At 36.8% G+C, this 26,671-nt stretch carries 26 protein-coding genes; 12 read left to right on the forward strand and 14 right to left on the reverse strand.

Annotated features, from left to right (window positions below; translation table 11 throughout):
* Nucleotides 1-3 precede the first annotated feature (3 nt).
* The gene (gene hemH, locus RT723_RS16025; protein ID WP_315948095.1) at nt 4-1,020 is read left to right on the forward strand and encodes a ferrochelatase; all 1,017 of its coding nucleotides are present in this window, start codon (nt 4-6) and stop codon (nt 1,018-1,020) included.
* A 92-nt stretch (nt 1,021-1,112) separates the two neighbouring features.
* Nucleotides 1,113-2,471 carry a Na+/H+ antiporter NhaC family protein gene (locus RT723_RS16030; protein ID WP_315948097.1) on the forward strand — a complete coding sequence of 453 codons (1,359 nt, stop codon included), beginning with the start codon at nt 1,113-1,115 and terminating at the stop codon, nt 2,469-2,471.
* Nucleotides 2,472-2,548: 77 nt separating this feature from the next.
* Here RT723_RS16030 and RT723_RS16035 read toward each other — a convergent pair whose 3' ends face one another.
* The 4 genes from RT723_RS16035 to RT723_RS16050 form a co-directional block, all read right to left on the reverse strand.
* The gene (locus tag RT723_RS16035) at nt 2,549-3,742 is read right to left on the reverse strand and encodes an amino acid aminotransferase (protein WP_315948099.1); all 1,194 of its coding nucleotides are present in this window, start codon (nt 3,740-3,742) and stop codon (nt 2,549-2,551) included.
* Between the two features lie 17 nt (nt 3,743-3,759).
* On the reverse strand, nt 3,760-4,404 hold the full coding sequence (locus RT723_RS16040; protein WP_315948100.1) for a GAF domain-containing protein: 645 nt from the start codon (nt 4,402-4,404) through the stop codon (nt 3,760-3,762).
* Nucleotides 4,405-4,635: 231 nt separating this feature from the next.
* A complete protein-coding gene (locus RT723_RS16045) occupies nt 4,636-6,309 on the reverse strand; it encodes an ATP-binding SpoIIE family protein phosphatase (RefSeq protein WP_315948103.1) in 1,674 nt (557 codons plus the stop codon).
* Between the two features lies 1 nt (nt 6,310).
* The gene (locus tag RT723_RS16050; protein WP_216054847.1) at nt 6,311-6,616 is read right to left on the reverse strand and encodes an STAS domain-containing protein; all 306 of its coding nucleotides are present in this window, start codon (nt 6,614-6,616) and stop codon (nt 6,311-6,313) included.
* 194 nt (nt 6,617-6,810) lie between these two features.
* Between RT723_RS16050 and RT723_RS16055 the strand changes: the two genes are divergently transcribed.
* The 3 genes from RT723_RS16055 to bamJ all read left to right on the forward strand — a co-directional run bounded on the left by RT723_RS16055 (nt 6,811) and on the right by bamJ (nt 8,766).
* On the forward strand, nt 6,811-7,155 hold the full coding sequence (locus tag RT723_RS16055; RefSeq protein WP_315948106.1) for an SUI1 family translation initiation factor: 345 nt from the start codon (nt 6,811-6,813) through the stop codon (nt 7,153-7,155).
* Nucleotides 7,156-7,179: 24 nt separating this feature from the next.
* Complete coding sequence (locus RT723_RS16060; RefSeq protein ID WP_315948108.1) at nt 7,180-7,986, forward strand: response regulator; 807 nt, start codon at nt 7,180-7,182, stop codon at nt 7,984-7,986.
* Between the two features lie 165 nt (nt 7,987-8,151).
* Complete coding sequence (bamJ, locus tag RT723_RS16065) at nt 8,152-8,766, forward strand: BamJ family beta-barrel-assembly machinery protein (RefSeq protein ID WP_216054844.1); 615 nt, start codon at nt 8,152-8,154, stop codon at nt 8,764-8,766.
* A 72-nt stretch (nt 8,767-8,838) separates the two neighbouring features.
* Here bamJ and RT723_RS16070 read toward each other — a convergent pair whose 3' ends face one another.
* From RT723_RS16070 to RT723_RS16085, 4 genes are all read right to left on the reverse strand, one after another.
* Entirely contained in the window at nt 8,839-10,359 is a 1,521-nt protein-coding gene (locus tag RT723_RS16070; protein ID WP_315948110.1) for an aminotransferase class V-fold PLP-dependent enzyme, read from the reverse strand.
* 153 nt (nt 10,360-10,512) lie between these two features.
* On the reverse strand, nt 10,513-10,971 hold the full coding sequence (locus RT723_RS16075; protein ID WP_315948112.1) for an Lrp/AsnC family transcriptional regulator: 459 nt from the start codon (nt 10,969-10,971) through the stop codon (nt 10,513-10,515).
* Nucleotides 10,972-11,098: 127 nt separating this feature from the next.
* Nucleotides 11,099-11,809 carry a DUF3379 family protein gene (locus tag RT723_RS16080; RefSeq protein ID WP_315948114.1) on the reverse strand — a complete coding sequence of 237 codons (711 nt, stop codon included), beginning with the start codon at nt 11,807-11,809 and terminating at the stop codon, nt 11,099-11,101.
* Nucleotides 11,802-12,368, reverse strand: coding sequence for a sigma-70 family RNA polymerase sigma factor (locus RT723_RS16085; protein ID WP_428983692.1), 567 nt, complete (start codon nt 12,366-12,368; stop codon nt 11,802-11,804). Before RT723_RS16085 ends, RT723_RS16080 begins: the two co-directional genes overlap by 8 nt.
* Before the next feature lie 55 nt (nt 12,369-12,423).
* Between RT723_RS16085 and RT723_RS16090 the strand changes: the two genes are divergently transcribed.
* The 3 genes from RT723_RS16090 to RT723_RS16100 all read left to right on the forward strand — a co-directional run bounded on the left by RT723_RS16090 (nt 12,424) and on the right by RT723_RS16100 (nt 15,258).
* A complete protein-coding gene (locus tag RT723_RS16090) occupies nt 12,424-14,178 on the forward strand; it encodes a bifunctional lysophospholipid acyltransferase family protein/GNAT family N-acetyltransferase (RefSeq protein WP_315948118.1) in 1,755 nt (584 codons plus the stop codon).
* Between the two features lie 42 nt (nt 14,179-14,220).
* The gene (locus RT723_RS16095) at nt 14,221-14,955 is read left to right on the forward strand and encodes a 1-acyl-sn-glycerol-3-phosphate acyltransferase (RefSeq protein ID WP_315948120.1); all 735 of its coding nucleotides are present in this window, start codon (nt 14,221-14,223) and stop codon (nt 14,953-14,955) included.
* A 108-nt stretch (nt 14,956-15,063) separates the two neighbouring features.
* Nucleotides 15,064-15,258: a hypothetical protein gene (locus tag RT723_RS16100; RefSeq protein ID WP_315948123.1), complete on the forward strand. Its 195-nt coding sequence runs from the start codon at nt 15,064-15,066 to the stop codon at nt 15,256-15,258.
* A 60-nt stretch (nt 15,259-15,318) separates the two neighbouring features.
* Here the strand turns inward: RT723_RS16100 and RT723_RS16105 are convergent, their stop codons facing one another.
* The 4 genes from RT723_RS16105 to RT723_RS16120 are packed head-to-tail and all read right to left on the reverse strand — an operon-like array spanning nt 15,319 to nt 18,645.
* A complete protein-coding gene (locus tag RT723_RS16105; RefSeq protein WP_315948125.1) occupies nt 15,319-16,581 on the reverse strand; it encodes an ATP-binding protein in 1,263 nt (420 codons plus the stop codon).
* Nucleotides 16,582-17,280 carry a response regulator gene (locus RT723_RS16110; protein WP_315948127.1) on the reverse strand — a complete coding sequence of 233 codons (699 nt, stop codon included), beginning with the start codon at nt 17,278-17,280 and terminating at the stop codon, nt 16,582-16,584.
* Nucleotides 17,280-17,726 carry a DUF3019 domain-containing protein gene (locus tag RT723_RS16115; protein ID WP_315948129.1) on the reverse strand — a complete coding sequence of 149 codons (447 nt, stop codon included), beginning with the start codon at nt 17,724-17,726 and terminating at the stop codon, nt 17,280-17,282. The genes RT723_RS16110 and RT723_RS16115 overlap by 1 nt, the downstream gene beginning before the upstream one ends.
* Complete coding sequence (locus tag RT723_RS16120; protein WP_315948131.1) at nt 17,716-18,645, reverse strand: MipA/OmpV family protein; 930 nt, start codon at nt 18,643-18,645, stop codon at nt 17,716-17,718. The genes RT723_RS16115 and RT723_RS16120 overlap by 11 nt, the downstream gene beginning before the upstream one ends.
* A gap of 159 nt (nt 18,646-18,804) precedes the next feature.
* Here RT723_RS16120 and RT723_RS16125 point away from each other — a divergent pair, with 159 nt between their 5' ends.
* Nucleotides 18,805-20,811, forward strand: a complete 2,007-nt coding sequence (locus RT723_RS16125; RefSeq protein ID WP_315948133.1) for a beta-propeller domain-containing protein — start codon at nt 18,805-18,807, stop codon at nt 20,809-20,811.
* Nucleotides 20,812-20,849: 38 nt separating this feature from the next.
* Nucleotides 20,850-21,365: a hypothetical protein gene (locus RT723_RS16130; protein WP_315948135.1), complete on the forward strand. Its 516-nt coding sequence runs from the start codon at nt 20,850-20,852 to the stop codon at nt 21,363-21,365.
* 99 nt (nt 21,366-21,464) lie between these two features.
* Here RT723_RS16130 and pheA read toward each other — a convergent pair whose 3' ends face one another.
* A complete protein-coding gene (gene pheA / locus RT723_RS16135) occupies nt 21,465-22,625 on the reverse strand; it encodes a prephenate dehydratase (RefSeq protein ID WP_315948553.1) in 1,161 nt (386 codons plus the stop codon).
* Between the two features lie 420 nt (nt 22,626-23,045).
* Here pheA and RT723_RS16140 point away from each other — a divergent pair, with 420 nt between their 5' ends.
* Together RT723_RS16140 and RT723_RS16145 are read left to right on the forward strand one after the other, a co-directional pair.
* Nucleotides 23,046-23,477, forward strand: coding sequence for a hypothetical protein (locus RT723_RS16140; RefSeq protein WP_315948137.1), 432 nt, complete (start codon nt 23,046-23,048; stop codon nt 23,475-23,477).
* A 73-nt stretch (nt 23,478-23,550) separates the two neighbouring features.
* Complete coding sequence (locus RT723_RS16145; protein ID WP_315948139.1) at nt 23,551-25,878, forward strand: bifunctional diguanylate cyclase/phosphodiesterase; 2,328 nt, start codon at nt 23,551-23,553, stop codon at nt 25,876-25,878.
* Between the two features lie 195 nt (nt 25,879-26,073).
* On the opposite strand, the gene RT723_RS16150 is transcribed toward RT723_RS16145, so the two are convergent.
* Entirely contained in the window at nt 26,074-26,667 is a 594-nt protein-coding gene (locus RT723_RS16150) for a GNAT family N-acetyltransferase (protein WP_315948141.1), read from the reverse strand.
* Nucleotides 26,668-26,671 lie beyond the last annotated feature (4 nt).

A 26,671-nucleotide genomic window follows, 5' to 3' on the forward strand; every position in this document is an offset into this window, starting at 1 on the left:
GTTATGAAAACTCCTGACAGTACAAACTTCGACCATAAAAAGCCTATGAAAACCGGTGTATTATTAGTGAATTTAGGCACACCTACCGAGCCAACCCCCGCCGCAGTAAGAGTGTATTTAAAAGAGTTTTTATCTGATTCACGAGTCGTTGAGATCCCTAAAGTGATTTGGTGGTTTATTTTAAACTTAATCATCTTGCCATTTCGTAGTAAACGATCGGCTGCCGCTTATCAATCTATATGGCAAAAAAGTGGCTCACCTTTATTAATTAACACCAAAAACCTAACCAATAAAGTCGCGCAAAAATTATCACAGAAAAGTGATCAGGTTATTGTGGATTACGCCATGCGCTATGGTTCAGATAATATGGTTGAAAAACTTAAGCTAATGGAAGAGCAAGGGGTCAATAAACTTTTAGTTATCCCTTTATACCCTCAATATTCAGCGACAACGACCGCATCTATATTTGACGTTGTCGGCCAATATTACCAACAACAGCGACGTATACCTGATATTCGTTTTGTTAGCCATTATCATGACAATGACAATTATATAAAAGCACTCGTTGATAAAGTGAAACACCATTGGGAAGTGAATGGTAAAGCGGAAAAATTAATGTTGTCGTTCCATGGTATTCCACAAAGGAACTGGGATAAAGGCGACCCATACGCTTGTGAGTGTTTTAAAACGGCACGATTAGTTGCTGAGCAGTTAGAATTGTCTAGCGATCAAATATTGACCACGTTTCAATCTCGTTTTGGCAAAGCACAATGGATCCAACCATATACAGAAGCCACCTTAAAAGCGGAAGCAGCAAAAGGCACTTCGTCTGTGCAAGTTATTTGCCCTGGTTTTGCAGTGGATTGTTTGGAAACGTTAGAAGAGATCGCTGAAGAAAATAAAGAGTACTTTATTGAAGCCGGTGGTCAAAAGTTTGAATACATTGAGTGTCTAAATGACGACGATAGCCATGTTGATATGATGTGTAAGCTGATTGAAGATAATACACAAGGCTGGTAATACCCAATTAACACACATACTTATTTAGACGTCTAGATGTTTACAAGGCTTTGTGTTACATTCCAACTTTATTTATTTGGAGCTGTACTGTTGTGAGCGAATCAACCAATGGTTTTGATGAGTTAACTCATCCTAATTCTTCCGGCTTAGCTATTTTACCTTTGCTGTTATTTGTACTTATTTTTTTAGGAACCGGGGTTTGGTTACATATACAAGGCGTTGAATTTGCTTTCTACCAACTGCCTGCACCTGTTGCCATTATTCCTGCCATTATCTTAGCCTTATGTTTAGATAAATACCTTGCCAGTAGACCCATCAAACTTGAAAACAGTCTAACCTCCTTAATCGAAGGTATGGGGAATGATAAAGTCATCACTATGTGTTTGATTTACCTTTTAGCGGGTGCATTTTCTTCGGTTGCGCAAGCAACCGGCGGGGTGGATGTTATGGTTAACATAGGTTTGCAATTTATCCCTGCACCTTTAGTTATCGCTGGATTATTTTTAATTTCTGCACTTATTGCGACAGCAATGGGAACTTCAATGGGAACGATAGGTGCAATTGCACCGATTGCGGTTGGGATTGTCGGTAATGTATCCATTGATCCTGCCATCATTGCTGGTGCTGTCGTAGGCGGTGCCATATTTGGTGATAACTTAAGTTTAATCTCAGATACCACAATAGCTTCTACCAAAACTCAGGGCGCTGAGTTAAAAGATAAATTCTATGAAAATCTTATCTTTGCAATTCCTGCCGCATTAATTTGTATAGCGTTTTATGCGTTCATTGGATTTAATAACCCAGCTGAAATCACTTCGTTAGAGGTGTCTAACGTTTGGTTAGGTTTACCATATTTGCTAGTTATTATCTTGGCTGTCATGGGGGTAAATGTATTTCTCGTTTTATTGTTAGGTACTGTTCTTTCAGCACTGACAGGGGCTTTACTCGGTGATTATCAATTGTCTTTAGTTGGTAAAGATATTTTCACAGGCTTTAGTAATATGCAGGAAATATTTTTATTAAGTATGTTAATTGGTGGGTTAAGTGAATTAATGAAACGACAAGGTGGGTTAGGTTATTTAGTCGGAAAAATTAATCAGCTTGTGCAGGTATTTAGTAAAAAATCATCATCATCTTCAACTAATCAAGTTGCAATAGCTAGTTTGGCCTTTACAACAAATTTAGCGGTAGCCAATAATACCGTGGCCATTATCGTTACTGGTGATACTGCAAAACAATTGGCTCAAGAATGCAGTATAGAGCCGAAACGCAGCGCGAGTTTATTGGATGTTTTTAGTTGTATCGCTCAAGGTTTAGTGCCTTACGGAGCACAAGCATTGTTAGCGGCAGCCACTTTTGGTATTTCACCGTTAGATGTAGTAGCTAATGTTTGGTATTGCATGATATTAGCGGTCGTTTCTATTGTGGTAGTGAAGTTACGAAAGTCGTAACGTAACAGATTTATAAACTGTAAATACTAAAAAAGCCGCTTTGCGGCTTTTTTTAATGTTCTGAGATGACAGAAGTATTATTTATTAAGTACTTTTGCTAAGGCATCTGCAAGGTAATCTGCATTACTGTCGTTTACACCAGCAACGTTTACACGGCTAGAACCAACTATATAAATGCTGTAATCTTTCTTCAGAGTCGCTATCGACTCTTTATCTATTCCTAAGAATGAGAACATACCATTTTGCTTTGCAATAAAGTCAAAGTTACCTGGTACACCTTTCTCTTTGAATTTATCAACAACAAAACTACGTAAGCCGTTAATGCGAGTGCGCATTTCATCTAACTCTTGATGCCATAAAGAGGTTAACTCTTGGCTGCTTAATATGGTTGCGACTATATCGGCACCATGTGCAGGAGGCATAGAGTAAATCGCACGGATAACGCCTAATGCAACGCTAAACGCAATCTCAGCTTTTGCCGGGTCAGTACCAATAATACTAATAGCACCAATACGATCACGATATAAACCAAAGTTTTTAGAACATGAAGAACACACAATCATTTCTTCTACTTGAGATGCTAATAAACGCAGACCCGCCGCATCTTCATTTAATCCTTCTCCAAAGCCTTGATAGGCAGAGTCGATTAAAATGGTAAAGCCTTGTTGTTTAGCGATATCTGCAACGGTTTGCCATTGTTCAAGGTTCAAATCCATACCACTCGGGTTGTGGCAACAGGCGTGTAATAAAACGATATCGCCAGCAGGTACTTTGCTTAAGGTCTCAACCGTTTGGTCAAATTTCAGGCCCATAGTGTCAAAGTCAAAATAAGGGAATTCTTCAACTTGTAAACCTGCAGCATTAAAGATGCTAATATGATTAGCCCAAGTTGGGTTAGTTACCCAAACTTTTGCAGTTGGATTACAACGTGCAATAAATTCAGCTGCAACTCTTAAAGAGCCAGTGCCGCCAGGTGTTTGTGCCGTTTTTACACGTCCAGATTTAACAACATCATGTTCACCAAATAATAAATTGGTCATCGCTTCATTAAAGCGAACATCACCAGCCATACCTAAATAGGCTTTAGATTGTTCGTTATTAAGTCTGTACTCTTCCGCTTTTTTAACTGCAGCCAATACTGGTGTATCACCTTGTTCATTTTTATAAACACCAACACTTAAATCGACTTTTTTAGGGTTGTTGTCGGCTTTATACTCAGTCATCAAGCCCAATATTGGATCGGTAGGTACTGGCTGTAATTGATTAAACATGAAATTGTCTCTTCATTTTAGTTAGTTAGGTTTTCAGACAAAAACTGACAAACAGCTTCAAATAGCGCTTGTGTTTTTTCGTCAAAACGGTCATTTTCAAAACATTCTGCGTCTATGATACCAAGTATTTTTGGTTGTGGGTGAATGCTTGTATTATTTTTATTAGAAATAATTGGCCAGCATAACTCACTCTTTACTTTAGGGTCACAAGTATAATATTCACCACCATCTTGGCGGTATTGCTCAACGTTGTTTATGGTGCGTTTATCACCATGTAAACCCACGTAGGCGTTATTACTCAATGTGGAAAATTTTTCATTTAATGGAAATTCTGCTCGACTAGGGTTACCAAAATAACTCATTTTGGTTAATACCTTTTCACCATTGGTTTGTGTTCTACTCAAATAGATACCAAACCAGTCAACTTCGCTATTATGTGCAACCCAATTAGTGATATTTTGTAATAAGGGTAATAGCGCTAATTCTTGTTCGGTAAGCGTTGAGGTTAAATCAAATTCAACAGGGTCTAACTCACCAAATAATGAGCATGTGCCGCCTTCCCCTAATAAAGGAACTTGGAATTGGTAACGAACTTCTGGCTGTTTTTCTGTACACCAAGTTGAAAGTTCATTATAAAATTTATTGGTAAGTTTCAATTTCACACCTCTAGCCGTCTAAACGTCCTTGATGCTATTGTTATTTGTTTAAGATGTAAATACTTTATTTCAATATTTATCTAAGTTTTTATCAAACAGTGAACCTAAAATGTAAGTTGTTAGATGATTTGCCGATAAACTTGATTATATTGCTCTTGAGCATGGCTAAATTTTGGATTGGTGTTGATAAAAAGGAGGTTGTATTCAGCAAGCAGAGGAAGGGGATTAACCGTTTATTTAATCTGAAACGTTAAGTTGGTAAGCAATTTTCATTTGATTGCCTTTGTCATTATATTGAACAGAAGCGGCCAGTTCATTTAAGATTAAAAAACCACGGCCATGTTTTTCATAATTATCTAAGTCAGATGATTCTCTAGTTACATCAAAACCTTTACCGCTGTCAGTAATGGTTAAATAGAGCATCGTTTCTTGAGGACTATATTTTACGTCGATGGTGATACTTCCCGAATTTAATTCATTAAGCTTGTAATCTCTTTGTAAATAGTAATCAACAAATCCATCCTCACTGTCTTTGATACTCGATGATAAATCTAATAAACCATGTTCAAGCGCATTATTGTAAGCTTCTGATAAAATTAAAAATAAGGTTGATCTATGTTCTTCAGCCCCTTTTATGTGGGTGATCATGTCAATGACTTCTAATACCGGGTCTGATGTTTTAATACTGTTAGCGTTTAACACCAAGTTGAATTGATGGGGGAGGTTAGAGTAGCTGTTTTCAATTTGTTCCAAGTTAGAGTTCACTTCAGCACAGCGTAACGATAAAATTGAAATATCATCATCTTGCTCCACACCAGCGGAAAAATCATATAACTCTTCTATTATTAGAGGCAATTCACAGTAATCTGGAGACGTTAACAAATTTGTTAAACGTTCATAACCAAACATTTGTTCGTTTTCGTCTGTAATTTCAACGACACCATCAGTAAACATGATCAATCTTTGATGTTTATGGACGGAAAAGTTTAATAGATCTGAGTCAAACTCTTGATTATCCAATATGCCCAGTGCCATATGTTGCGAATGTATTGTCATTAATTGACCATTTTTATCATTAACAAGGTACATGTCTGGCGTACCGCCAGCCCAAACAGATAAACTTTTTCCATTATTGTGCAGTTCGATAATACTGGCAGCACAAAACATATCGTCAGGTAATAATTTTAATAAAATCTCATTAACTTCAATGGCAATATCACCAACGGCTAATCCTTTCTGTACCATAGAATAGAAAGCACGCGATACTGGTAAAGTTCCTATCGCTGCAGCAAGACCATGCCCGGTAAAGTCTCCCATCATAATATACAGGTTTCCGGTCGGCCCTAATGCAACTAACATTAGGTCGCCATTAAACATGGATGCAGGTGATAGGTGGTATTCTAATAAATGCGGTACTTGATAATTACCTTCAAGTGCACGGTCAAATATATGCTCAACTATTTGATGTTCTCGTTCTGTTTTAAGACGATAAAAGTCGAGTTCTTTCTTCTGCTCAAACGTTTTTTGGCTTAAATCACGAATTCGAGAGTGCGCTTTGATTTTTGCTTGTAAAATAACCCGGTCAAAGGGTTTGCTTAGAAAGTCATCACCCCCAACATCCAAACACCTAGAAAGACTATCTTGATCTTCTAAAGCCGTTATAAATATGATGGGTAAATAAACTTCACCGGCAAGTTCTTTTAAAATGGGAGCCGTTTCATACCCATCTAAATTGGGCATGACAACATCTAATAAAACGAGGTCTGGGTGTTCAGTTTTGTAAAGTTCTATAGCTTGTAAACCGTCGCTGGCTAATACAACATCAAATCCATCGTGATTTAACATATGATGTAAAAGCTTACGGTTTATCTCTTGATCATCAACGACAAGAACTTTTAAATGTGTTTTCAAATCAATCTATATCGAACTTTTTATCAAATCGTGAAATTTGTAAGATTTTTTTAATTTGTGGTTTGCAGTTTGCTATTTTTATTTTGTTTACTCGTCCTGTCATGCTTTTTTGCATGTTTAATAACATACCTAAAGCTGAACTATCCATGTATTCGGTTTCGCGAAGATCAACAACTATAACATCAATCGCACCTTCAATAGAGGAGTACGCACTTCTAAAATCTTGCACAAAATTGAAATCAAACTTACCTTTAATTTCAATGGTAACTATTTGTCCGTCTGCAGACGTAGAGGTAGATAGACTCATTCACTGGCTCCTAATTAGCTTCTACAGTATAAAATTACACTAGAGCTAATCTATTATGTATTATTTAATGAACAAAGCCTACTTCTGGAATGATAAAAAATCCAGTTTAAATTACCGTTTTTAAACAGAATTCTATAAATGTGGTGTTTGATTATGATAAATTTGTATTGTGTTAAGTAATCGAGAAGTTAGTGATGTCTGATTGGCAAGATAAATTGAGTACTCTAGTATATTCTACTGATGGTGGTAAAGTTGATAACAAGCCCAAAGGCCCTGTAATACTAGGGGAAAGCCTTAAAGATGGTGTTGTTAAGTTGACTAGGCAAACGAAAGGGCGTAAAGGTAAAGGCGTCATTATTATCGAAGGTATTGTATTACCTGAAAGCGAATTTAAAAAAATGGCCCAAACCATTAAAAAGAAATGTGGCACTGGTGGAGCGGTAAAAGATAACACTATTGAGATCCAGGGAGATGATCGCGAAAGAGTAAAAAGCGTAGTTGAATCATTAGGCTACGTTTGTAAATTAGCTGGCGGTTAAGCCAATTTTATAGAGAATAAATGAATGTCAGAATTGACCCCTGCGGATTTATCCATTTTGTTAGTTGAACCTTCAACGACCCAACAAAAAATTATTGTTAACTTATTAAAATCTGAAAATATTACCCACATTCAATTAGCCAATAATATAGAAAGTGCACTTGCATCAATTAAGTTAAGTGCACCTGACTTAGTCGCTAGTGCTATGCATTTTACTGACGGCAGTGCTTTGGATTTAGTTAAAATATTAAAAAATGATCCCATGACCGAAGATGTGCCTTTTATGCTTGTTTCTAGTGAACATAGAAAAGAACAATTGGAAGAGTTTAGGCAATCGGGTGTGGTGGCAATATTACCAAAACCATTTAACCACGATCATTTAGCCAAAGCGATTAACTCAACGTTAGATTTATTAACGGCCAATGAACTCGAATTAAACTTTTTTGATGTTCACTCGATACGTGTTTTAGTGGTTGATGATAGTAAAATGGCACGTAACTTTGTTTCTCGAGTGTTACGTAGTTTAGGGATCGAGCGTATTACCGAAGCGGCCGATGGTGCGGAAGCTATCTCTATTATTAAAGACAACATGTTTGACTTGGTCGTAACTGATTACAATATGCCTGAAGTGAACGGTCAAGAATTGACTGAGTATATTCGTAAAGAAAGTGAGCAATCTCATATTCCTGTGTTAATGGTGAGTTCAGAAGCTAATGAAGCCCATTTATCAAACATTGAGCAGTCTGGTGTTAATGCTATGTGTGATAAGCCATTTGAACCAGAAAATGTTAGACGGATATTATTCCGCTTGTTCGAAGGCGAAGAGGATTAAACATAAATATCGATAATGAAAATACAGGCGCTTTGATGCCTGTTTTTTTATATTTTTTTTGCCATCCCTAAGTATCCGCAGTAAAAAGCCACCAAATTTATATTCATCTATGATAACATCGCGCCTTTATTTTTTATCCCATCAAAATGAAGAGTGAGTGATTATATGTCTCAGTTTACTACTGTTGAACAACAAGCAAGTTACGGTATTGGCCGTCAAATCGGCGACCAAGTTGCCAGCAACCCTTTTGAAGGTTTAGATGCTAATGCAGTTGCACAAGGTGTAATGGATGCATTAAACGGTAACGAATATGCAGTAGAAGTTGAAGACCTTCGTGCCGCATTTGGTGTTATCAACGAGAGAATGCAAGCACAACAAGCTGAACAAGCAAAAGAAGCTTCAGCTGAAGGCCAAAAGTTTTTAGATGAAAATGCAAAACGTGATGAAGTAACGGTTACAGAATCAGGTCTACAATATGAAGTACTTACAACTGGTGAAGGCGAAAAACCTACAGCAGCAAGTACTGTAAGAACGCATTACCATGGCACTTTGATTGATGGGACTGTTTTTGACAGCTCTTACGATCGTGGTCAACCTGCTGAATTCCCAGTTGGTGGCGTTATTGCTGGTTGGACTGAAGCATTACAAATGATGACTGTTGGGTCAAAATGGCGTTTAGCTATTCCTTACCAATTAGCATACGGTGAGCAAGGTGCTGGTGGCGCAATTGGTCCATTCCAAACATTAGTATTTGATGTTGAATTATTAGAAATTCTTTAATTTTTTAAAGATGTAAAAAGGAGCTTAAAGCTCCTTTTTTTATGTCTGCATATTAATTTATGAAGGTAACGGTTAACCAACTAATTTTTGCCACCAAGACTTATGTGATGCTGTTTGAGTATTGGTTGTCTCTTCTAGAGGATTAAAGTCTTGCAAGGTCACAAACTGAGTTGTTTGATTAATTGGTTTAAAGTCACCCGATAATAAATCAAATTGATATTCTTTAGACCAAGAATTTGCGTTTTCAACCACTTGTCTTAGTGAATTAACGACATATTGTGCTTCAGCATTGGTGGTGGTTGGGTGCAAGGATAGTCTTACCCAGCCTGGCTTGTCGGTTAAATCCCCATTATCAATTTTATTGGTTATTGAACCCGACATGTCTTTATCTACATTTAAAAGTATATGGCCATATGTGCCTGCACAACTGCAACCACCACGGGACTGAACACCAAATTTGTCGTTCAATAACCTAACAATTAAATTGTAATGTAAGTTAGGGACATAAAAAGACACAATGCATAGACGTTCGGTAACGTCTTTTTCTAACACTTCAACTCCGTCAATATTATTTACGCCTGACATTAAGATTTGGGTTAATTCCGTTTCTCGTTGTTGAATATTGTCAGTACCCATTTGGTCTTTTACTTTTATAGCTAATGCTACTTTAATCGTTTGTAAGAAACCTGGTGTGCCACCATCTTCTCGGGTTTCTATATCATCAAAGAAGCCTTGTTCACCCCAAGGGTTTGTCCAAGTTACTGTGCCGCCACCAGGCTGATCAGGTACCTTATTCGCGTATAAGGTCTTATCAAATACTAAAACACCTGAACTTGCTGGGCCGCCTAAAAACTTATGCGGTGAGAAAAATATCGCATCTAACTTTTCTTCCGGATCAGCAGGGTGCATATCAATATCAACATAAGGCGCAGAACAAGCAAAGTCGACAAAACAAATGCCGCCATGTTGGTGCATAATTTTAGCTAATGCATGATAGTCGGTTTTAATACCTGTGACGTTACTACAAGCTGTGAATGAACCTATCTTCATAGGTCTGTCAGCATATTCTATTAATTTTTGTTGTAGATCATTTGCACAAGGTTTGCCGTTTACACCTTTATTGATCACAACGACAGTTACATTACAGGCATTCCATGTTGTTTGATTGGAGTGATGTTCCATGTGTGTGATAAATACCACGGGCTTTTGAGTATCGGGTAAATCACATTGGGTTTGAAACTGTTCTGGTATTCTTAAACCAAGCATTCTTTGTAGTTTATTAACCACGGTTGTCATGCCCGAACCTGCACAAATTAAGGCGTCATCATCACTGGCATTAACATGTTTTTTTATAACATGTTGAGCATCATGGTAAGCCTGAGTCATAGTGCTACCAGTTAAATTAGTTTCAGTATGAGTATTGGCAACAAAGGGACCTAATGTATTAGTTAGGTAGTCTTCAATAGGGCGATATAAGCGGCCACTGGCCGTCCAGTCAGCATAAATAATATCTTGTTCAGTCCCATTGATAGAATGAGTTAATGACTGACCGATAATGTGCTTACGAAAAGGAGAAAAATATTGTTCTAACATAATGACTCTCTGAAGAATGTAATGGAGATATTATGTCGAAATATGGAAAAATGTTTTTTCTGATTTTGTCTGTTTTTATTACATATTAAAAAATATAACTAAAAAAATGATATTAGTTAGTTAATAAATTCAATATACTTTTATTTTGTAGAATCAACAGTATGATAATGGTACTTCAGTCGAATATTTCATTTGTTCCATTGAAAAGCTTGAACTGACATCAGAAAACCCAGCTTGGCCAATTAAACGTTTATAAAATTCGTCATAGGCTTTCATATCAGGGACTAATACTTTTAACAAATAATCAGTGTCACCACTCATGCGATAAAATTCGGTGACTTCAGGGGAGTTATTGGCAAATGTATTCACTGAGTTTAACCAGTCTGGGTTATGTTGGTTGGTTTTTAGATTTACAAAAACCGTTAAACCGACGTTGAGTTTGTCAGAGTCTAAAAGAGCAACGCGTTTACGAATAACACCACTCTTTTCTAATTGTTGGATGCGTCGCCAGCAAGGGGTTTGGCTTAAGCCTACTTGCTCTGAGATCTCGGCTAAAGATAATGAACTGTTTTGTTGCAGGAGTGACAGAATGTGTTTATCAAAATTGTCCATATTTCGCCTCTTAGATGTATATTGAGAATTTTATCTAATTAAGCATAACATTTAAAATAATTTTCTAGGTAAGTATATTAACAAGAATAATTTAGCCAAAGTTGTCATCAACTTTGGCTAATAACGGTTAAACGTTTTTCCACTTAATGGATTGGGTTAACTGTTTTGACCAATCTTTATTCGGATCGTCTTTATGCGTAATGATCAATAATTGATTATTGTTCACATTAATCGTTTCGCCATTATAATCCTGGTCCGAAAAATTAGTGCTTTGCGCTAAACCGGTTTCATTTGGAATTAAAAATACCGTTACAGGGAATTTCTCACCTTGAAATACCATGTGCAAACTTTTAACCCGACCAAAATAACACGTATTCGCAAATGATATATTTGGCAATGCATCAATAATCTCACCACCATAAGCCGCTAATTTTGAATTAATTTGAGCTAGGCTGTAAGTATAGTTATCACTGGCATGTTTTATATCCGCATTATGATGTGCGATAGCGTACTCACCAACATTATCAAAATTGTAAGTCAGTCCAAACTTCACAGAAATAACACCGACCAAAACAGCAACAGACGCGGCGATGGCCAAATGAAATTTTGTACTTTTTATTGAACCTTTTTGTGTTTCGATAGATTGTGATAATAAAATTTTCTCCGCCAAATTATCAGGCGTACTCACTGTCAAAGCTTGTTTTAACTTTGAATCAAATGTTTTCATATCTGATTTGAATTTAGCTTTATTTTTATCATTCTGGCATGCATCAACAATATCTTGTGCATTATCATCGGGATTAGCATAAATACGTTTACGAAAAGTTAAATCATCCATTTTCGATACCTCTATGTTGTTCCTGTGGCTCTAATACGTCTTTTAATTGGTTTCTAGCTCTAAATAATCTTGTCATTACAGTGTTTTTATTTAGCTCAAGAATTACAGCAATCTCTTCACCTGAAAACCCACCAATAACCTGCAACACTAATGGTTCTCTATATTCAGGTTCAAGTTCGGCAATCTTTCGTCGTAACAAATGATTTTCAACTTCTTGCTCCGAACCAACTGACAAAGTATCCGGTACATAAGACTCTTCAATATCCACTAAGTCGAATTGTTTCCTTTCAAAACGTCTAGCATTCTCCCGGCGTAAAATGGTAATTAACCATGATTTAGCTGCGCCTTGATCTTTTAAAGACTCTAAAGACCGCCAAGCACGTAAGAAAGTTTCTTGAACTAAGTCTTCCGCTATGTTTGGATCTCGGCATAACCAGATGCCATAACGATATAAATCATCGCTATAAGCTCTCACTAGCGCTTCATATTTTAATTGTTTTGTTTTCATGCCTAAAGAGACCTGAGGACGTCGGAAAAAATTTCCCATAAGTGAAATCAAACGTTAAATTAATGTGTCCACTAGAATAACCTATCAATTAAATATAATGAAAAAAATGATATCAAACATAAGTGTTGCCAGTATTCTCGACTCGAACAAACCTTGGTTAAAGGTGTTGTCCCCACTTATAGATAGGCTGATGGGCATCCATAAAGTTAGGCGTTTTTATCAAAAGTCACAACTTGCAGGCAAGGCAACACAGGAGTTTTCTCAGTTATTTTTAGAGTCGTTAAATATAGAAGTACAAGGAACTCAGGGGCTTTTTGCACAAGTACCTAAAACGGGTAGTGTGATCATCGTAGCTAATCATCCGTTTGGTTGTGTAGAAGGTGTTGCTTTAGCGCATGAGTTAAAGAAAATACGTCCGGATGTAAAGGTGCTGGCCAATAATGCGTTATCTATGTTTAGTGAAATACGAGATTATTTTATTTTTATAAACCCTTTGTCCGCGTCCGATCCTAAAAATGGCAAAGGTATTCGAGCATGTAAACAACACTTATTAGCAGGTGGCGTGTTATTGATATTTCCCGCTGGAAAAGTCAGTTATTACAGACCAGAGAAACAACGTATCTGTGATGGTCAGTGGAATAGGTTACCGGCTCAGTTATCTAAAACAACATCTTCACCTGTTTTGCCAATTTTTATCGAAGGTCACAACAGCCGATTATTTATCAATATGGGACGTGTTTATTACCGATTGAAATTGATCATGTTATTTCGTGAAATGTTGAAACATAAAGGACAACCAATTAAATTAAATGTAGGTCATATACTGACCAGTAAATTGCTAGGGAAGTTTGATGATGTTACTTCATTAAATGATTATTTAAGACTACAAACTTATTTACTAGACCCTAAACAGCAACAAGGGTGGCCAGAAGATAAGGTTATTGAATTTTCACCAATTATGAAGCCAGCTGATAAACAACAGCTCAAGTTAGAAATTGATGATTTGCCAGAAACGCAGCATTTGGTCGACTATAAGTCATTTTCAGTTTATTACGGTAAACAAGATCAGATGCCGTTGGTCGTGAAAGAGATCACTCGATTAAGAGAAGTGGTATTTCGTCAATATAATGAAGGCTCAGGGCAAGCTTGTGATACCGACACCTTTGACGCCAGTTATTTACATCTTTTTATTTACAACAATGCTGATGGTGAAATTATTGGTGCATATCGAATGGGACAGTCGGATGTATTGCTTGAAAATGGTGATATTAATAACCTGTATTTAGCTAAAATGTTTAACTTTTCTGCTGAGTTCATTAACCAGCAACAACCTTGTTTAGAAATGGGGCGATCGTTTTTGGTGCCAGAACACCAAAAAAGTTTTTACGGTTTATTCTTATTATGGCGTGGTATAGGGGAGTTTGTAGTGAGGCACCCACAATACCGTACCTTGTATGGCACTGTTTCTTTAAGCAAACTGTATTCGCCTATGAGTGTACATTGTATAAACCAATTGGCATTAACTCCAACTAATAAAGTGACAGCAAAAGTACCGTTTGAACACCCAGCCCATCCAGAATTATCCGAGTATTTTGTAGAGCAAAAAGGATTGGCAACCCAGTCCATGTTATCTAAGTTAGTAATGGGCATTGAAAGCGACAATAAAGATATCCCAATATTAATGAAACATTATCAAAAGATGGGGGCGCGTTTTTATTGTATCGGTATTGATAAGAGCTTTAATGATACTCCTGGACTTCTGTTAAGTGTCGACTTACCAAAAGCACCAGATAAATCATTAAACCAATATTTAGCGCAGGGTAAAGATTCTTATTTGCAATACAACCAAGAGCAATGTTAAATACGTCGCTCTGATTTTATAATGAATTCCAAAGGTAGGTTAATGCGAGCCAATCGTTTTGCTCAGATGTTTAGTTTTATTGTGATGTCGACAATCAAAATACTAACTCACATTTTTTATAAGTTTGAAGTTAAGTGGTTGAGTGAAAAACAATTTAAACAGTTAGATAATGTTAAACTTGTGGTGTTGTTAAACCACACTAGCCTTTATGAAGCCTTGTTTGTTAGGTTGGCGCCGTTTTCATTTTTGTGGCGAATAGCCCGTCATATGTTAGTTCCTGTGGCAGATGTCACCACAAAAAGGCCATTAGTAGGTATGTTTTTTCATGCATTAGTGCCTGGTGTAGTACCTATTAGTCGTAAACGTGACGCGTCTTGGCGCAACTTCTTAACTCAAATTAATGATGACTCCATTGTTGCTATATTGCCGGAAGGGCGTATGCGCCGGCATGATGGTTTTGATAAACATGGTAAACCTATGTCGGTGAGAGCTGGCGTGGCCGATATTATTGAACAAATAGACAGTGGCGATATTTTGTTTGTTTACAGTGGCGGTTTACATCATATTCAAGTGCCTGGTCAGGCAATACCTAAATTATTTAAAAAAATAAAAACGCATATGGAAGTGGTGAGCGTCGATGACTATAAAGATGCTTTATACCATCCTGAAGTGAAAAACAGAAAAGTGGCTTTTGTCCGTGATATCCAAAAAAGGTTAAATGAGTTAACGCCATATTGTGAAGATCAGCCATATCACAGAAATAATAGTGATAAATAGCTAAAACGAGAGCTTCTTTGAGATATATCGCACAAAGATAATTTAATACTTTGCCATACTAAGCGTATCAAAATAACACTGAGAGATAGGTAATCCCTATTTAAGCAAATGACGGAAATTAAAACCTCGATAAACAAATTGAAAGCTGCGACTAAATTATTGGAAACAATCAGCAGTAAGTATGACAGTGAAATCGATATGCAGTCTTTAAAAGACACGTTAACGGAAATTAACTACTCGGTAGAAGATTTAAAAACGGAAGTGAATACCACAGAAAATTCACCTATTCGTTATAACAAATAAATTTACAATCATTGGAAAAAGGCTTACCGCAAGGTAAGCCTTTTTTATTTGGCTTGTTCGTTACATTTTATTGGAGGGATAATACCTGTGGTCTGGGATTGTAATAGTAATTAACGCACCGCCCATACTTGAACTACTAATTTGTAACTGACCGCTGTGCCAAATAACTATCTTATTAACGATAGCTAAGCCTAAACCAAATCCACTTTTTGAAGTGTTGTTGTCCACTCGGTTAAATGGATTTAATACGGCTTTATGATGTTTAGCTTGAATCCCTTCACCATCGTCTTCCACGGTTAACGTTAGTTGTTTGTTGTGTGTTATCAGCGTCACCTTAACTTTTGATTTTGCATACTTAAATCCGTTAGTGATTAAATTTTGCAAACATCGTTCTATTAAATGACCATCACAATAAAAGGCATTGGCCTGGTTGCAATTAATGTCTAATGTAAGGTCTGAGTTTCGACTCAATTTGTCCGCTGTATTATGCATAAGCTGCTGTAAATCCACTTGCTCAATTTTAAGGACTTGTTTGTTTTCTAACCGTGCATAAGTCAATAATTCTGAGGTTAACTGGTCAATTTCTTCAACATCTTGCAGCATCTCGTCAGTGGTCTTTGTGATCAACTGAGGCTGCGAGTTTAAGATGGCTAAAGAAAACTTTAATCGGGCTAATGGGGTTTTAATGTCATGACTGATGGCCTGTGTCATTTGTTTCTGGCTTGATATCAATTGCTCTATCTTGCTGGCCATTAAATTAAACGAACTCACAATAGGATAAATTACAGATTGTTTTTTGATTAAGGTATTGGGAGTAAACTGACCTTGTTTAACCTGTTCCGCCATGACTTTCAGCGTGGTCAAATCTCGCCATAATATCCGGCTCCATATTAAAACAAAGACGGCTAAGATCAGATAAGAGAATATAATGATGCCATTGGCAAGTTCTGCTGAAGAATTAGACAGCTTTATCGGCCCAATTTTTAATAATTGTTGCTGCTGATGTTTTACATATAAATTTAAGTTTTGCTGATTATCAAATAAAGAGATCACACTCCCGGAGTCAATGGCGCTTGTTTGTTCTGGCTGCAAACTCATATCTTCAGCCTCTATTAGTTGAGCATCGTAAGGGATGGAATCTTGTATTTGCGAGAGGCTAAGTTGGGAAAATGCCGATGCCAGTTGTGATAAGTTATTCAGTTCATTGTCTTTGTCAGTATAAAACTGATCTTGCAGGTGTTGGTATAAAAAGCTAGAAGCGTAGTTTATAATCACTAACCCCAAACATATTGCAAAGTATAAGCTTAAAAATAAACGCAACATTTATAAGTTATCCCATGCATTAGGGCAGAACATATACCCTTTGCCCCAAACGGTAACAAGTTTGAAAGGTTTGTTACTGTCATCATTTAGCTTTTTCCTTAACCTAGAAACACGTACATCAACGGTCCTATCCAGTCCATCGTATTCGCGACCAATCATAGATTTGTGGATAGACTCTCTGCTTTGAGGTTCTCCTGCAAAACGGGCTAACAACCATAATAATTCAAACTCATGCGTGGTTAAATCTATCGTTTTATTGGCCAAACTTACTGTACGAGCTTGTTTATTGATGGTGAGTTGACCAAAGGTTAATTCATTTTGCGTAAGCTGATCTTTGTTGTTAACTTTACGTAAAATTAGATTAATTCGGGCTAATAATACATGTGGGTCTACAGGTTTAATGATGTAATCATCAGCCCCAATTTCCAGTCCCATTACATGATCGATACTGCTGTCTCTGGCCGTGAGGAATAAGATAGGGTTATTAAATTGTTGCTTGATCTCACGGCAAATCGTAAATCCATCCTTGTCCGGTAAATTAATATCTAACAGTAATAAATCGGGCTGCAGACGAGCAATTTCAGTAACTGCATGTTGCCCACTATTTAATAAACTTACCTTAAAGCTATTCTGATGTAAGAAATTTTGCACTAAGTTGGCGAGTCTTAAATCATCTTCGATTAATAAGATGTGTTTCATCAAAATATGCTCCATTGTGACCGTAACCGTCGGCGATGAGTATCACTATGAGTGTAATTAATTTTGATATTCTGTTGCGCCAGTATTACTTGGTTACCTTCTAATCTTAAGCTAAAACTGGTGTTTTTTATTATTGTTAAGGTTTCTTTATGTTGACCTTGTCGTGCATTTTTCCAGCATTTAATTAATCGCGTTTCTTGATAAACACAATAATCTGAATCGATGTTACTGCGCCAGTTAAGTTTGATTTTTAATTCGCAATTGTTTCCTAACATTTGAGTAATACATATTAATGGCCGTATCTCAAATTGCTCAATCGTAATTTCAGTTGAATTAGCTTTAGGCAAACCTTGTTCTAAAGAGAAACCATAAGGCGAAAAAAACAGTAATAAAGTGAAAGGGATGAGAATATGTTTTTGAAAATCTGATACAAAACTAAAACACATAGGTTAACCCTATAAAGCTTGTATTGATCTGATCTGATGTTATCACCGGGCTTTTGGATATTTGGGCATTCAGGTTTTGATGTTTGAAATACAACATCAAAGATAAATGTTTTGTTATCTTCCGGCTGAGATTTAGAGTGATGGCCGGGATCATAATGTGACCTGGATGGTATGGTTCTATATACGATGTTTCTAAATTTTCATCTGAGAAACCAAAATAATAGTTGGCCGAATTAGCGTCTAAGTAATCTAAGCCTAAACCTAACTTAGCTCGCCAAGGTTGTTGGCCATATAAAGCAAACTGAAAGCCCATATTCCAATTCAAATCAAATCTGTATCCATTATGCAAGTCAGAGATATCATGTAAAAGACTGAAATCAATTCTTTGATTGGACCCCAGAAAATAATTCAATTGAATGCCGCCATCCAACGAGATACGTTTTTTTCTCATTAACTCGGTAGTGACCTTTTTGGTCAGGATAAGATATTCATTGTCACTAGGCGTAATCACCTGATCACCACTTGCTGAATCTAATACGCCTTCATAATCCGGACTTGGAACTGCCTCAGAAAATTCTAAGAAGCTGTTGCTAATATGGTTGTGATTAAAATATTTAGCATACGGATTTAATTCAGTGATGACACTGACAGCCCATTGAGCTTGTTCGCTGAAGGTATAACCTAAGGTGCCATTATCAAAAAATAAATGGGTGCTGTAATAACTTATTGAAGGGGCTAAATAGAGTTTTAAATCGTCTTGACCGACGACAAACTGATCTCGTTGTCCGATACCAAAAGACAAGCTGATATTGAACTGATCTATCTTTAGATTTTCAGTGTCGTTGACTTCGTTATCAGCATAAACTGAATAACAAATACCAAAGGTGAATGTAATTATTAGGAGAAGGACTTTAGCCATTATATTTTTGTTTAATGATAACTTGGCGCTCAATTTAACACGAAGTTTTGCAATACTATAGCCGGGTTACAATTGATAACATTTGATTGCAAATCACAACAGTCTACAAAATTTATTAGAGTAAAGTTTAATGCTATCGGTTTAACTGGAATCAAAAAAATGAAAATAAAAATCTTAGTCAGCCTTTTAGTAGCAACGTTAGTCGCTTGTAATAATAATCATGTTTTAAATCATAATGACTTAAAAGAGATGGAACTGGATGGGAATAAATTAGTAAAAAGCGATGTAAATAAAACTGAATTAGTGATTAAAAATGGCGTGTTTTTATCCAGCACTCGTTCATACACTCAATACTTTTGTAATGAATGTGAAGAGCCAGTTGCAGTAGCGGAAAGTGTTTCTGCGGATAATAGTGCAACCCGATTCTCTGGCACCACCACGCAAGAAACCGGTGTGGCTGAAAGCGATCGTGTTAAGTACAACGGCAAGACTATGTATTTAGCAAGTAATAGAGATATTTATTCTGGAGGAGGAGACCAAGCTCCACACATCCGTGTTTTAGATAAGCAAAGCGATGACAGTTTGCTTGAAGTTGCCATTATTCCAACAGATAAAAATGCAAATTATCTTTCCGATTTATACCTTAATGATCAGCGTATGATGGCGATTTATTCAAAAAATAAAGTTGATGATTTAACTACCGCAGGCGGTAATAGTGTGGTTGGAATTGCGGCAGAGTCTTATTGGTATCAGCCGCAAGCGTTTGGGGTAAACATAAATGACGTAACGGATCATGCTACCCCGACAGAATTAGTGAATTACAGTATTGATGGGCACGTGCTTTCTTCAAGAAGAATTGGCAATAAAGTCTATATCGTCAGTGCATATCAGCCAGAACTTTCAACTTATTCCCGCGACTTGTCCTCTGACTATGAAATGCAATCTCTTTATCAAGACGTACTCGATACCGATATATCGGATTTATTACCTACCATCACAAAAAAAGGAAGCAGCGCTGAGTCATTGGTGGATATTGACCAATGTTATGTACCTGATTCTACCCTTGATGAAACGGGTTTTAACAAAATAACCACATTAACCACCTTTGACCTAAATGATCCTGAAACATTTAATTCAATTTGTGTCATTGCCCCATTAGATGGTTTGTATGCTTCACCAAATAATTTGTATTTGTATGGTCGAATATTCGAGCAAGAAAACAATCAATATAAAACGGTGATCCATCAATTTGCACTAAATGATGACAAGATAAGTTATGCGGCTTCAGGTTCAGTATTAGGTCACTTGGCTTGGAATAACTCACACTTAAGGTTTAGTGAACGTGATGAGTTCTTACGCGTAGTTACCTCGGACAACAATGTGTTAAATGATAATAATGATAGAGTACATAGGTTATTTGTACTTAAAAGTAATGAGCAACAGCAATTAGAAACCGTTGCCACCTTGCCGAATGATGAAAATCCAGCGCCAATAGGTAAGCCAAATGAAGACATATACGCAGTACGCTATTTTGCAGACAAAGCCTATGTTGTCACTTTTAGAAGAACCGATCCTTTATTCGTCATTGATTTATCCGAACCTACACACCCTGTTATTGCCGGTGAACTTGAAATTCCAGGGTACTCTGGTTATTTACAGCCATTAAATGACAACTTTATTTTAGGTATTGGCCAACAAATTGATCCTAATACCAATGGTTTAGTCAATGCCACTGAGCAGGAATTTACAGAAGGGGCTAAAGCAGAATTGTACGACGTATCTAACCCCAACAACCCTATTGTGGCAGCGACTTTAGTGTATGAGAACCGATCGTCCGTAGCAGAGTGGGACTACCATGCGTTAACTCAACTGAAAGTTGATGACACCAATTTTAAATTTTCATTTCCTTTATCTGGTTGGCAACGAAGTATTGCATCAAATGGTGATTTAAATTGGCAGTATTTCCAGTCTATGCAAATGGTGGAAGTTAGTTTAGATAATGGCGGAGTGCTCAATAATGTTGGTAACTTAACGACAGATTCAAATTATTATGGCAGTTGGGGAGACAGAAGTGTTATCCATAGTGATGTGTTTTATTACATCCGTGACAATTTAGTGTGGCAAACATATTGGTCTAATCCGACTAACATGACAGGTCCGTATTAAGATTATTTGATAATGTGATTAGTATTGAAGGAAAGGTAATGAGATTGCTGATAATTAGTTTATTTATAATTTTATTGCTGGGATGCAGCAGCGGTAATGATGATGAAATACATTTATCTAAATTGTATTCCAGTGACATAGAGTTAATTCAAGCAGACAAACTGACTTTTTCGGAACTTGACTTAGTTAATGAAGAACTAAATGTTAATGAAAAGTTGCTCAAGTTAGATACATTTCTATGGCGTGATTTTATGCCTGGAAATTCGTCAGATAGTTCGCTGAAAATGAGCCTGAAATTAGTTGAACAGTATTATACAAATTTTTCTGACTTTAATTTGGAGGCTGTTTATATTATTAACGGTGATGAGGTGTGGTATTCAGAGCAACTAGAGAAACAAGAATATCAAGATACTAGTTCTGAGTCTCATTATAGACTTGATGGTGGGCCTGAATGGGATACTGGCATTTTTGTTGACGTGGTAGCCGTTATTGAGTTCCAGCAACAAAGGTTTTATTTAAAAGCAACAAAGCAATTTATCGATGAGACTCATTAAGCATGAGTTTGGCGGTAAATTGAATTGTGTTTTAATTTATCTATTGGGCGTTTTTCATTTATAAGACTCGAAAAACGCCCTAATAGATTGACCATTTGATTAATCGATTGTTACTTGTGCGGCTTGCACATCTTCACTTGGGTAACAACCTAACAGCTTTAGGTATGGGGTTAATGCTCTTAGATCTCTAATTGCATTCGCAAGGTTTTTATCTTGTAAGTTAGCATGGACATCCACATAAAACATTTCTTCCCAAGGGTTACCTGTAATTGGGCGAGATTCCAATTTACACATATTCACCTTGTGTTCTTTTAACACCAATAAAGCATCCACTAACGCACCTGGTTTTTGTTCGGTAGACATAATCCACGTTGTTTTCGCTGGTATTTGTGTTGATACCGAGACTTCTTTAGGTGCTAACACAATAAATCGGCTGTAGTTTTCTTTTTGGTTAGCTAAGGCTTCGGCAATAATTTGTAAGCCATATAACCTAGCGCCTTCACCGCTGCCTAATGCAGCTAACTCACCAGAGGTATCATTTTTCACTTGTTCAAATGCGGCAGATGATGCTTCACAGTATTCTATTTCTACATCGTGGAATTGGTTTAAGTAATTACTGCACTGTGCGTAAACTTGCGGGTGGGCAAATAACTTTTTAATTTTTTCTGGTTTAGTATCAACCGCAGACACCATGCAGTGATTAACCGGGTGTGTCAGCTCGCCAACGATTGATAAATTGGTGTGTTGCAGTAAGTCATAAACCTCGTTAATACTGCCTGAAGACGTATTTTCGATTGGTAAAATACCATGGTCGGCTTTGCCTTGTTCTACCGTATCTATGATCTCATTAAAGCTGGTACAGCCTAATTGTTTTAATTCAGACGGATGTCTAGAGAAGTACTTTTGAGTCGCTAAGTCGCTATAAGAACCTTGACTACCAAGATAAGCAACACGATTAATAGGCAAGTGGCTAGAAGCTGCATTTGAGTGTTTTTGCAATAACGCTTGTTGATGTAATACCGAATCTTCAATTACCGTTTGGAAAACTTGTTTTACATAATAACCGTCAAGGCCAAGTGATTTTCCGCCATTGATCAATTCAACTAACATTTGCTCTTCACGTTTGATGTCACGAACAGGTTTATTTTGCTGAATTTTAGCTTCTGCTACTAAGTGAGAAATGCGACGACGTTTAGCCAGTAAAATCATTAACTCATTGTCTATTTCATTTATATCTTGTCTTAATTCCGATAACTCAATCACTTGTTAGCCTTAATCATTTTTACTTGCATAAAAAAACCTTCCGTGTGGAAGGTTTTAGAATTGGTTTCTTTTTAACACACCAAGTCCACCTTCCTATTTACAAAGTGTAAATAGAAAAAAGTGTCTAAATGTAAAATTTAAAAAGAAAGTATTTGTTTTCATGCATTCCAATCTATTTTTGTTTGGAATTAATGTCAATCATTTATTTGGGTAAAAACTCTAATTTAAATGCATAAATCCAGCATAAAAAGAATAATAAGACATCAATATTGATATAAATTAACCTAGTTTAAAATTTAACGCTATCTTTGGATAATAGCCATTGAATAAATTTTCTCAATTGGTATAAGTATGTTTTAGTCTAGGTTAAACATAGTTTGACGGTAACTATCATATTCCGAATAGGGCACATCATTTGTGAGCGTATTAAGTTCAAGAAGCATCATCTTTAAAATTACTTTCATTATTGTGACCAGCTTATGTATTTTTATGTTGTTAGCCGCAACTCTTTATTTTAAAAATGAAAAAAAGATATCTACTCAGTTAGTTACTAATAATTTACTCAAACAGTCAGAATACATAGCAAGATTGTTTGATAATCAATTACACAATCATCAACAAAACACGCAAGTTTTAGGTTCTTTATTCGAAGAATTATTGTCATCAGAACACAATTTAAGCATTGAACAAAGTTGGCAAATTGTTTTACCTTTAATCAGTAATAATGTAGTCATCAGTTTTATGACCAATGGCCTTGATGTGCGACACAGTGCCCCCGAAAATTGGCAGATATCCAATGACATTCGACGTAAACAAAAAGAATTCATGAGATCAAATATCTGCGGATGAGCCAAGTCTTGAACAAGGAACATGGAGTTCGTTATTTTTTGAACCTCTAGTTAAACAGTGGTTATCATTCTATATGTCACCGATAGCGGTGGATGGTAAATCAGTAGGTATCTTTGCCAGTGCAATTAATGTCGATAATGTCATTAATGAACTTCGGAACAAATTAAAAGAGTCTCAAAATGGTTCAGAAATATTCATTTATGACGCTAGCGGCAATTTAGTATTTCATCCTGATTATGGTTCACGTTTAATTCGTCAAAATGACAACTTACACTTATTACAACGGACTAACTCAATTGTACGTTCATCAATCGTTGATTTTATTACCCTTGATAAACAAAGTGGAGAGATCTATCAGTTCACAGATTGGGGTAATAAAGTTTTTGCCGTTGTGCAAGATATTCCTCTAAATGACTGGACCGTGGTTAGTTATGTTCCTGAAAAAGTGATGTTGCAACATGCCAATCAACAGTTGATGAAGATGTTATCAATCATAGCCATATTACTTACCATCTTGTTCTTTATGACTATTTGGTTAACTAGACGTTATGTATCAATACGTTTAAGACAAACCGCAAACTTAATAACCCGAGCGAGTAACGGCCATCTAGACTTACGCCAACACATCAATGGTGAAGATGAAATTGCACAAGTTAACGATAAACTAAATCATTTGTTTGATCGTTTTAGTAGCCGTTTAGAAGGTAAACGAATTGCCATAGAACAATTAAAATTAGAAGTTGAAGAGAACCGGGCATTAGCTCAAGCAGTTAGTTATTCAGACAATGCAGTTCTTATTTTAGAGTTGGATTTCACCATTGGTTTTGTCGACAGTAAGTCGTTAAAGCTATTAAATTGTGACCGAGATATCGTGTTAGGTTCTCGTTTTTTCAGTCACATTCATAACCTGATGGCATTTATTCCAGAGCAGATAGTCAATGATATTAGACGAAAACAAAGTTGGCATGGGGAACTGGTGTTAAAGGAGTTTGGCTCTGAAAACCAAGTTTGGGTCAATACCACAATAACACCAATGAGAGATGATAACGGACACGTAACTAAGTATGTAGTGTCGTTACAAGATATATCGTTTATCAAAGACAGCCAAAGCAAAATTGAAAAGTTAGCTTACACCGACGAATTAACTAATTTAGCTAACCGTAGCTTTTTTGTTGCCCAGTTAGAAAAATTTGTAGAGATGAATAAACGCGGCCACTTTAACTTTGCCTTATTACACTTTGATATTGATGACTTTAAACGCGTTAATGATAAATATGGTTATGAAGGCGGCGACTCAATCCTAACTCAACTAGGTCAACGTTTAACCGAACGCTTACGCCGAGAAGATGTTGTGGCTCGTATGGGCGGTGATGAATTTGCGCTTATTATAGGCATGGGTGACTCTGAACAAAGTATTTTGAATACGGCAACCACCATTCTCAATTTAGTTGCGGAGCCATTTAAGATTAAAGATCAAAGCGTGCAAATAAACACAAGTATAGGTATCACGCTGTCTAATGATGACGTTAAAGATGCAGAGATATTATTACAGCATGCAGATCTGGCGATGTTTGAAGCCAAAAATAATGGTAAGAACACGTTTAACTTTTTTACTCAAGAATTAAATGACACAGTCAAAGAGCGTTTAGATATTGAACTGGCACTAACTAAGGCGTTAAGCCAAGATAAGTTGGAATTATATTATCAGCCCAAAGTTGACTTTCATAAACAACAACTTGTTGGTTATGAAGCCTTATTACGCTGGATGGATGACGATTTAGGTTTTGTATCGCCGGCTAAATTTATTCCCATCGCTGAACAAAGCCATTTGATATTAGAGATCAGTGACTGGGTAATGGAAAACGCCATTAAGTTTGTCAGCAGTTTAGATAACAAAGTCCCTGTGTCTATTAATATTAGCGCACGTCAGTTTGAGTCAGGAACCTGCAGTGAAACCATAGAGTTACTGATCAAAAAATATAATGTTGATCCAAACCTGGTTGAATTGGAAATAACGGAATCGTATCTGATGGCGGATGTTGAAGATGCCATTTTGCAGTTACACGAAATGAAACAAATTGGTGTTCAGATCTCCATTGATGACTTTGGTACTGGTTATTCGTCTCTGAGTTATTTAAAACGTTTCCCTGTCAATACCCTTAAGATTGATAGGTCATTTATCCAAGATATACCGCATGATGTTAATGATGTTGAGATCACCGGCGCTATCATCGCCATGGCCAAAAAATTAGGATTGGAAGTCATAGCCGAAGGGGCTGAAACAAAAGAACAAATAGACTTTTTACAATTAAACGAATGTTACTTAGTACAAGGGTATTTCTACAGTAAACCATTACCTGAACACGCCGCACGTCAATGGCAATTTACGAATTTGAAATAGACAGCTAAAGCCAGTAGTCGTCTAATTCCAGAGACGTTAAGCCTGTGTACCATAACCAGTTAAAAGCTGGAAGAATAGCGTCGCTACTAACCTATTGGAACGTGAGTTAACTTCGCTATTCACTGTCACAAAACTTCTAAACAATATGAGTATCAGGAAAGTTATGTGCTAGCGTAACTAGTTCATTGAGAATAACTAACGCTTTACTTTAAAGGACAAGGATTGTTTTACAACAGGCCACTCAGATTCAATTATGGAAAACACCACAGTATCCCTTATTGTGCCGTCTAACCCTATCTGGTGATTACGTAATACGGCATCTTGTTTGGCACCAAGTCCTGCAATCGCTGCTCTTGATTTTACATTATGCCAATGGGTCCTAAATTCAACCGCAATGCAATTTAATTGCTCAAAAGCCAGTTGTAATAACAATAGTTTACATTGACGATTCACTGCGGTTCGCTGGACACGTTTGGCGTACCAAGTGTAGCCGATTTCAACTCGTTTATGTTGTTCAACGGCATTACAAATACGTGTGCAACCAACAACGGTTTGTGTTGCATTCTCAATGATGACAAAGGGTAAAGCAGTGCCATCTTGTTGCTGCTGTAATGCTTTTTCAATATACCTGTGCACCGTGTCGGCTGAGGGGACGGAAGTATACCATAAGTTCCATAATTCACCGTCAGAGGCGGCCTCTACTAATGCCTCAGCATGTTCTAGGCGTAATGGCACCATAGATACTAAATCACTGGTTAATGTGGTCTCAACTAGCCATGGTGTAGTCATAACA

Origin of the sequence: Psychrosphaera aquimarina (assembly GCF_032461525.1) — a bacterium.
Classification (GTDB): Bacteria; Pseudomonadota; Gammaproteobacteria; order Enterobacterales; family Alteromonadaceae; genus Psychrosphaera; species Psychrosphaera aquimarina.